The sequence below is a fragment of the Streptomyces sp. NH27 genome, assembly GCF_056859195.1.
This window is the reverse complement of sequence record NZ_JACEGK010000327.1, coordinates 1-8934: the sequence shown is the minus strand read 5'-3', so window position 1 is coordinate 8934 and position 8934 is coordinate 1. Positions and strand designations below refer to the sequence as shown.

Annotated in this window: 5 protein-coding genes; 3 read left to right on the top strand and 2 right to left on the bottom strand. The window is 70.8% G+C overall.

Annotated elements, in window-relative coordinates:
- From AC13HU_RS24215 to AC13HU_RS24205, 3 genes are all read left to right on the top strand, one after another.
- A partial coding sequence (locus AC13HU_RS24215; RefSeq protein WP_483044051.1) for an NHLP bacteriocin export ABC transporter permease/ATPase subunit occupies positions 1-2450 on the top strand: 2450 nt, incomplete at its 5' end.
- 187 nt (positions 2451-2637) lie between these two features.
- Positions 2638-4023: a cytochrome P450 gene (locus AC13HU_RS24210; RefSeq protein ID WP_483044050.1), complete on the top strand. Its 1386-nt coding sequence runs from the start codon at positions 2638-2640 to the stop codon at positions 4021-4023.
- Positions 4016-4849 (top strand): methyltransferase domain-containing protein, encoded by an 834-nt coding sequence (locus AC13HU_RS24205; RefSeq protein ID WP_483044049.1) that lies wholly within the window; start codon positions 4016-4018, stop codon positions 4847-4849. Before AC13HU_RS24210 ends, AC13HU_RS24205 begins: the two co-directional genes overlap by 8 nt.
- Positions 4850-4973: 124 nt before the next feature.
- On the opposite strand, the gene AC13HU_RS24200 is transcribed toward AC13HU_RS24205, so the two are convergent.
- Complete coding sequence (locus AC13HU_RS24200) at positions 4974-7790, bottom strand: AAA family ATPase (protein WP_483044048.1); 2817 nt, start codon at positions 7788-7790, stop codon at positions 4974-4976.
- A gap of 494 nt (positions 7791-8284) precedes the next feature.
- Positions 8285-8934 (bottom strand): MinD/ParA family ATP-binding protein (locus AC13HU_RS24195; RefSeq protein ID WP_483044047.1); only part of this gene is annotated, 650 nt, incomplete at its 5' end.

Genomic DNA, 8934 nt, shown 5'->3' with positions numbered 1-8934 from the left:
CACATGACCCGTTCGCCACCATGGGCTGGCCCGGCCGGGGCATCGCCAAGCGGTTCCTGGTCACCGAGTCGGACTGGGTGCGCTCCGCGGACGGCGCGACGGTGGGCGTACTGCGCACCCCGGAGGTCATGGCCGATCCGGGCTTCGCCGAGGAGGTGCTGTCCCAGCAGCGCCTTCTCATGCGCCGGTTGACCGATCGGATGCACAGCCGACGGTCCACCGCCCGCCGGGAGATGAACCAGCGGCGGCGGCTGGACGCCGAGACGCTTCAGCGTTCCTCACGCGCTCTGGTGTCGGTGCTCGACCCGTTCCGGCTTTCGCGTAGCGGCGACTTCGACCCGGCCGACCAGGACGCCTATCTGGCGGTGGCCCGCGTCGTCGGGCACGCCTCGGGTGTCGAGGTCACCCGCACCTCCACCTCGGAGGCTTCCGACGCCCGGTTGGGCCCCGTGGAGCGGATCGCGGTGTCCTCGCGCTTCCGCACCCGCGAGGTCCACCTGGACGGCGACTGGTGGCGAACGGACCTGGGGCCGCTCTTCGCCCACCTCGGTTCGGATGCCACCGAAGGGCCGGGGGGCCCGTCGGACATCGCCGTCAGCAAGCGCACCCCGGTGGCGCTGATCTGGCGGCGCGGCCGGTACGAGGTCCGGGAGCCCGGCGGCAAGACCGCGAGGGTCGGCCGCTCCTACGCCGCCCGGTTGGAGTCGGTCGCGTGGATGTTCTACCCGCCGCTGCCGGACGAACCCCTGGACCGGCGCGCGTTGATCCGTTTCGGGCTGCGCGGCAGCGCCCGGGACGGGGCGGTGATGATCGGGCTCGGGCTGGCCGCGGCACTGCTCGGTCTGCTGATCCCGGTGCTCACCGGTAAGGTGCTCGGCGTCCTGGTGCCCCATGCCGACCGGGGGCCCCTGACACAGGTGTGCGTGGTCCTGTTCGCCGCGGCGCTGCTCTCGGCGGTGCTGTCGGCGGTGCAGAACCTGTCGCTGCTGCGGCTGGAAGGGCGCTTCGAGGCGCGGGCCCAAGCCGCGGTGTGGGACCGGCTGTTGCGGCTTCCCACCTCGTTCTTCAACAAGGTCTCCACCGGAGAGCTGAGCAACTCCGCGATGGGCATCAGCACCATCCGGGATGTGCTGTCCGGTATCACCACCCAAGTGGTGCTGGGCTGCCTGATGTTCATCACCAACATGAGTCTGCTGTTCTTCTACAGCGTCCCGCTGGCCCTGATGGCGCTGGCCCTGGCACTCGCCGGCGGCCTGATCTGCCTGATCGTGGGGATCAAGCAGACCAAGTGGCAGAAGCTGCTGACCGAGCACGACCACAAGTTGGCCGGCATCCTCTTCCAGATGCTCGGCGGTCTGTCCAAGCTGCGCGTCGCCGTGGCGGAGGACCGGGCGTACTCCCACTGGGCGCTGGGATTCGCCGGCTCGAGGCGGCTGTCCTCCCGCGCCCGCCGCTTGCAGAACGTGGTCACGATCTTCAACTCCGGCTATCTGCTGGTGTGTTCGTTGCTGCTGTTCGCGCTTGTCGGCGGCCCGGCGAGTCACCAGCTGTCCACCAGCGCGTTCCTGACCTTCAACAGCGCCTACGGGATGATGCTGGCGGCCTGCATCCAGGTCACCGGGAGCGTCACCATGGCCTCGGCCGTGGTACCGCTCTTCGACGGCCTGCAACCGGTGATCTCCGAGGTGCCGGAGGTGTCGGCCGCCAAGGAGTCACCCGGCGACCTGTACGGCGAGATCGAGGTCAGCAACGCCAGTTTCCGCTACCACGACGACCAGCCGCCGGTGCTGCACGATGTCAGCTTCCAGGCCCGGCCCGGGGAGTTCGTCGCCATCGTCGGTCCGACGGGGTGCGGGAAGTCGACGCTGCTGCGGCTGCTGATCGGTTTCGACGAGCCCACCACCGGAGCGGTCCTCTACGACGGCATGGACCTGTCGTCGCTCGACGTGACGGCCGTCCGCCGGCAGTGCGGCGTCGTGCTGCAGAACGGACAGCTGTTCGCCGGCAGCATCCTGTCCAACATCTGCGGCATGGGCAACTACTCGCTCGACGAGGCGTGGGAGGCCGCCGAGATGGCCGGTCTCGACGAGGACCTCGGACGGATGCCGATGGGCATGCACACCGTCCTGTCCGAAGGGGCGACGACGCTGTCGGCCGGCCAGCGACAGCGGCTCATGATCGCCCGTGCGTTGATCGGCCGGCCCCGCATCCTCTTCTTCGACGAGGCCACCAGCGCGCTGGACAACCGCACGCAGGAGATCGTCACCCAGAGCATGCGGCGGCTGAACGCGAGCCGCATCGTGATCGCCCACCGGCTGTCGACGGTGATGCGGGCCGACCGGGTGCTGGTTCTGGACGCCGGCCGGCTCGTGCAGACCGGCAGCCCGGACGAACTGTTGCAGGACAAGGACGGCATGTTCTACCGCCTCGTCCAGCGACAGATGTCCTGACCCGCTGCCACCTACGGCCTGCCCGGTCCCGCCCGGCGCGGCCCGTGGCGCCGCGGGCGCCGGCATGCGGCCCCCAAGCCGTCATGCCGGCGCCCGGCACCACTACCGGCGCCCGGCGCCACCAGTGCCGTGGCCGGTCGTGCCGGGCGCGTGATCCCCGACCTGCCCGTTCCGAAGGAGACTTGTCATGCCCCGCCCCTCCACATCCGGCGTCATCCCGGCAGCCGGCTCCGACGATCGTCCCCCAGGACCGGCAGAGGACCTGGAGCTGGCCGGCATCCGTTCGGACCCGCTCACCTTTCTGCAGGACCTGGCCGGCGAGTACGGCGACCTGTGCAGCCATCGCACCCGCGGCCAGAACGTGTGGTTCGCCAATTCGCCCGAACTCGTCCAGCACATTCTCAAGGACAACTACACCAACTACACCAAGGCCGGCACGCCGGACGACTTCATGCTGACCCCGCTGCTCGGAAAGGGGCTGCTGACCAGCAACGGCGCGCAGTGGGAACGCCAGCGGCGGCTGAGCGCGCCGTCCTTCCGGCGGGTGGCGGTCGAGTCGTTCGACGGCCTGATGGTCGAGGCGGCCGTCGATCTGGCCACCGCCTGGGGCGAGGCGGCCGACCGGGGCGATGCCGTTCGCGTCGACCACGACTTCACGGCGCTGACCCTGCGGGTGGTGGCCTCCGCGCTGCTCGGTTCCGAACTGACAGCGGCCGGGAGCGGATTCGGGCAGGCCGTCGACGACATCAACCGGTTCATCGGCCACTTCGACGGGACTCCACCCCAGGACGCGGACTTCCGGGCCCGGTTGCGGGCGTACACGGGCGCGAAGGGCTTCCTGGACCGGGTGGTCGGCACCATGATCGGGGCCCGGCGGCTGATCGGCCCCGACGGGCACCCCGGGGACCTGCTGGACGCGATGCTGGGCGCCCGGGACGAGCACGCCAACGCCTTCTCCGACCAGGAGTTGCACGACCAGGTCCTGACCATGGTGATGGCCGGTCACGAGACGACCGCCAAGGCCCTCAGCTGGACGCTCCACCTGCTCGACCGGCACCCCGAGCACGCGGCGCGGGTCCGGGAGGAGATCGACCGGGTCGTGGGTACGCGGCTGCCGACCGCCGCCGACCTGTCCGGACTGGTCTACACCAGGCAGTGCCTCGACGAGGCCATCCGCCTGTTCCCGCCGGTGTGGCTGATCTCCCGGCTCGCGGTGGACGACGACATGCTCGGCGGGCTCCGTATCCCCGCCGGCACGCTGGTGTGTGTCAGCCCCTGGACGCTGCACCGGCATCCGGACCACTGGGAGGCGCCGGAGGAGTACCGGCCGGAGCGGTTCGAGCCCGAGCAGCAGCAGGCCCGAGCGGGCCACTCGTACCTGCCGTTCGGCGGTGGTCCCCGGGTCTGTATCGGGCAGGCGTTCGCCACGACCGAGGCGATGCTCGTGCTGACGGTCGTCCTGCAACGGCTCCGGCTGACCCAGGCACCCGGCACCACGGTCGTCCCCGAAGCGCTGGTGACCCTGCGGCCGCGTGACGGTCTGCTGATGCAGGTGGAGCGGCGAAATGGATGACGCGGCACAGCAGGTGGGACCGGCCGCGCGCAGCTACCGCCCCGAGGAGGAACTGGGCGGCTTCGAGCAGGAGGTCGGGCGGCTGGACCACCAGGCCGCGCTGACCTGGGCCCATGAGTGGCGCATCCTGCGGCCCCTGGCGCCTTCCGGCGGTGGGGCGGTGCTGGACGCGGGCTGCGGAAACGGCGCGGTGACCGCGGAGTTGAGCGCCGCGCTGCCGGGGACCCGGGTCGTCGGCCTGGACGCGCACCCCGGACTCCTGGAGCGGGCGGGCGCCCGCGGGGCGGGCGGACCGGAACCGGAGCTGTTCCTGGGCGACGTCGGCGACACCCCGTTCGCGGACGAGACGTTCGACCTGGTGCTCTCGCGGTACGTCTTCCAGCACCTGCCGGAGCCGGTCGGCGTCGCGCGGGAACTGCGCCGGGTCCTGCGGCCCGGCGGGCACCTTGCCGTGATCGACGTCGACGCCGGACTGTGGGGGACAGCGGAGCCGGATCTGTCCGGCTTCTCGGAAGAGGCATACCGCGCCCTCGGCGCGGCGCAGTCCGCGGACGGCGGGGACCGGCTGATCGCCCGGCGACTGCCCCGCATACTCAGGGACGCCGGCTTCACCGACGTGACCGTGCAACCGTTCGCCTACACCAGCGACGAAGTGGGGCTCGCCGCCCTGGCGCCGCAGCTTTCCCCCGAGCGGTTGTTGCCGCTGGTCGAGCGGGGCGCGCTCAGCCTGACCGCGTACCTCCGGGCGATGACCGCCTGGCAGAACTTCGTGGCGCGGGACGGCTACGTCCTGCTGCTGGGATTCGCCGTGGTGGGACAGCGGTAGTCCCGGGGCGGCCGCCGGTCGGAAAAGGGCCCGGCCGGCGGCGGTTGCAAGCCGGGCGGGCCCGGGCGGGGAAGCGGGCCCGGACGGGAAGGTGCGGCCCGGTCGTGCAACGAACCGCATACCGTCAGGACTTGACGCGCTTGTTCCCGCTCCCGGCGCAATTGACGCCGAGGGCGTCGGCCAGGGCGGTCCGTCCCCGTATGGACAACTTGCCGTAGACGCGGGTGAGATGGACCTCGACGGTGCGCGGGGTGATGTGCAGCAGGTCGGCGATGCTCTTGTTGGTCCGCCCCCGGGCGGCGTGCATGGCGACGCGATGCTCGGTCGGCGTGAGGGCCGACACTCCGGACGCCGGGGTGCGCCGAAGCCGTCCCCCCACGGCGAGCAGCGACTTGCGCGCCTCGGTGGTGAGCGAACGCGCCCCCGACTCCTCGGCGAGCAGCATCCCCCGGTGCAGCGCTCGCCTGGCTTGCGTGAGAGAGCCGTTGCGCCCGTGCGCCTGGCCGGCCGCGACGAGCGAGAGCGCCAACTGGAGCCGGGCGTCGGTCTGTTCGAGCAGGGCCACGGACTCGGCGAACGCGCGCTCCGCCGCCGCCCCCGAACTCACCTCCCCCAGCGAGCGCAACGACCGGCCCATCACCGCGGGATCGCCCCAGCGGCGGGCCAGTTCGACCTCCGCCTCCGCGAGTTCGCGAGCCTCCTTGTCGTTGCCGAGCCGTTTCCACGCCCGCGCGGCGAGGCTGCGCCAGTCGCTCAGGGCGGGGTTGACGATCCCCAGCGCCTCCAGCCGGTGCCCGCACTCCATCAGGTCGGCGAGTGCGCCCCGCAGGTCACCCAGGTGCAGGCGGAACATCCCCCGAACGCCCAGGGTGCTCGCGGGCAGGTCGTGGAGTCCTTGCAGGAGGCCGACGGCCTCCTCGTAGTGGCCGATCGCCCCGCGCGCCCTGGCGACCTCGGTCACCGCGACCGCACGGCAGCTCTTCACCTCATGATGTTCGGTGGTGAGCGCCAGCGCCTGCTCCGCCTCGGCGAGCGCCGTCGGAAGGTCGCCCATCCGCATCGCGATCTTGGCGCGCTGGCAAAGGGCGATCACCCGCGGGAAGAGCGCGTCCGTGTCCAGCGCTCCGGTCAGCATGTGATCGGCCCAGCGCTGCGCTTCCCGCAGATGGCCCGCCCACGTCAGTATGGTGATACATCGCAGCAGCAGCACCATCGAAGCGCTGCCGGACGGCCGCTCGCCCGCCAGCGCCCGGTGCACCAGCTCCAACGGGACGTCGCAGGGCTCGGACCTGCACGCGAGATCGCCGGCGATGGAGGCGAGTAATTCCCGCTCGCCGGGGGTGACACCGAGGTTGATGCTCAGGGCGGGACCGCCGAGCGCCTCCAGGGCCGCCGCCCTGCCGTCGGCGGGGACCGTGTGGGTCAGGGACTGCACGCTCAGGCTCAGTTCGGAGTCGCCGAGCTCGGCGAACGCCTTGTGGTCGACATGGGCGAGTACGGTCCGGGGCGGACGCAGCGCCGACTCGGCACTGCCCTGCCGCAGGACCCGCGCGTGGGCACGTTCCACGATCGCCCCGGCCTGGAGTGCGGGATCCGAGAACAGCCGGACGGCCTCGTCGAGATGGCGGTCGGCGGCCGCGGGCGCGAAGAGCGCCTCGGCGCGGCCCAGCAGCCAGAGCACCTCCGCGCGTTCCTCGTCCGGAATCCTGTCCCGGAGCACGCGCCGCGCGTACTTGGCACACGTCTTGGGGTCGCCGGTCTTCAGGGCGTCGTCCGCTGCTTCCTTCAGGACGCTGCACGCCCACGCGTCGTCGGCCATGTCGGCCTGGAGCAGGTGCTCGGCGACCTGCGCCAGCGGGGCCCCCAGATCGTTCAGCCGCCGCGCGGTCCGCATGTGCAGCGAGCGCCGCGCATCGGCGGACATGTCACGGTGGATCAGGCTCCGCAGCTCCGCACTGCTGAAGCGGTACCGGCCGGTGACGCCCGTCTCGCGAAAGATCCCCACCGGGGTGAGCTCCGCTATGAGTCCGCTGATCGCGTCCCCATAGAGGTTGAGCATGTCCGCGATCACCGCGCAGTCGCCTTCTTCGCCGAGCACCGTCGCGACCTCGGCGACCTCCCGGAGGTGGACGGGCTGGCGCAGCAGCCGGTCGGCGGCGGCCTCGGCCTGTATTCGTGCACCGCAGCGCCGTACCTGCTCGATCTGCGACGCCCGAGGGGGCACGAGGTCGGCGGTCAGGCACGCCAGCAGCTTGTCCAGGCGGGAGGGGCGGCCGCGCGATGTCTCGGCGCAGACCTGCACGAACTCGTCGTCGCACCCTTGCCCGGGATAGGCGGCCTCCACCGCTTCGCGCACACTGTGCGACGAGAGCGGGCTGAGGGTGAGGGTGAAGCACTGGTCCCGCTTGGATATGTCGTCGGTCAGCTTGCGGTCGACCGCGCTCTCGTCGGTCCGGTAGGCCAGGACCAGCAGGACCGGCAGATTGTTCAAGTGGCGTACCAGATAGCCGAACCAGCGCAGCGAGGTCTCGTCCATCCACTGGATGTGATCGACGACGACGACCAGTGGCTGCCGGCGTGCGCCTCGCGCGAAGACCTCCCGCAGGGCTTCGAAGAGCCGATGGTCGAACGGGCCGGTGCCTTCGAGCACCCCGTGCAGAAATTCCTCGTCCTCGGTGGCCCGGTCCCTGTTGGCGACCTCGAGCGCGGCGGCCACGAGCTGTCGAACAACCCCGAGTTGGCTGTGCGCGTCCGAAGGGGAACAGGAGGTGCTCAGCACCGTGCTGCCCAACCGCCTTACGCGTTCGGCCACTTCGCCGAGGAACGCGGAACAGCGCATGCCCGAGACGGACCGGACCAGAACGGTGTTGCCCTTGCCCGCCCTGGCGCTGCGCGCACGGGTCAGGAGGTCGGAGAGTTCCGATACACGTTCAGGCTGCACGGCGCCTCCTCACCTCGAGCCCTGTTGCTCCGCATGCGAGGCGGGGACCGGTCGCGATGTTCTTCACTCCGGCAGTACAGCGGGCTGCGATGGCGAGCTCGCGCCATGTGGCCGTCATGCGGAGCGTGTTGCCGGTCCGCAGGAGAGAGGCGTCGTCAGCGAAAGTGGGGTCGCGAACATGGTGCGGGGCCTCGATCTTCCAGTGGTCACGGACGAGTTCGGCGGGTTGAAGCGGGTGGCCTGCACGGCGGTCAGGCTGGTCTCTCACCATAAGTCGTCTTCATGACGGTCCGGTCGTCCCATCGGCGTGCACTCCAGAACTGCGCAAAATCTCCTTGATTTGCTCACGTGATGGTCGCTTTCGGCGATGGCGGCGGGCAGTGCCGGCTCCGCCCGCCGCCTGCCCGGCAGGTGGACGATCCCCGAACAGGTGAAAGGCCGCCCCCGTGCGGACGGCGCGGGGACGGCCTTTCACCTGGTACGGCGGCGGGCGGCTACTGCTGAGGTGGCGGGTAGCCGTAGCCCTGTTGCGGGTTGGGCGGCGGATACTGCCCGGGTTGTCCTGGTTGTCCGGGTTGCTGGCCCGGGACCGGGTAGCCTTCCTGGCCCGGCATCGGTGGCGCTTGCACGGGTGGTGGGTTGGCGCCGTGTTGTGTCCACAGGCCCTGTGTCTGCTGTGCGCGGACGAAGTCCTCGGCGACCATGGCGGACAGGTTGAAGTACGCCTCGCGGGTTTTGGGTCGCATCATGTCGAGGTCGACCTCGGCGCCGGCTGCCAGGTGTTCGTCGAAGGGGACGACCTGGACGCCGCGGCAGCGGGTCTGGAAGTGCGCCACGATGTCGTCGACCTTGATCATCTTGCCGGTTTCGCGTACTCCGGAGATGACCGTGATGCTGCGGGCGACCAGTTCCGCGTAGCCGTGTGCGGACAGCCAGTCGAGTGTGGTGCTGGCGCTGGACGCGCCGTCGACGGAGGGTGTCGAGACGATGATCAGCTGGTCGGCCAGGTCCAGCACCCCGCGCATCGCGCTGTAGAGCAGGCCGGTGCCCGAGTCGGTGAGGATCACCGGGTACTGGCGGCCCAGGACGTCGATGGCGCGCCGGTAGTCCTCGTCGTTGAACGCCGTCGAGACCGCGGGGTCCA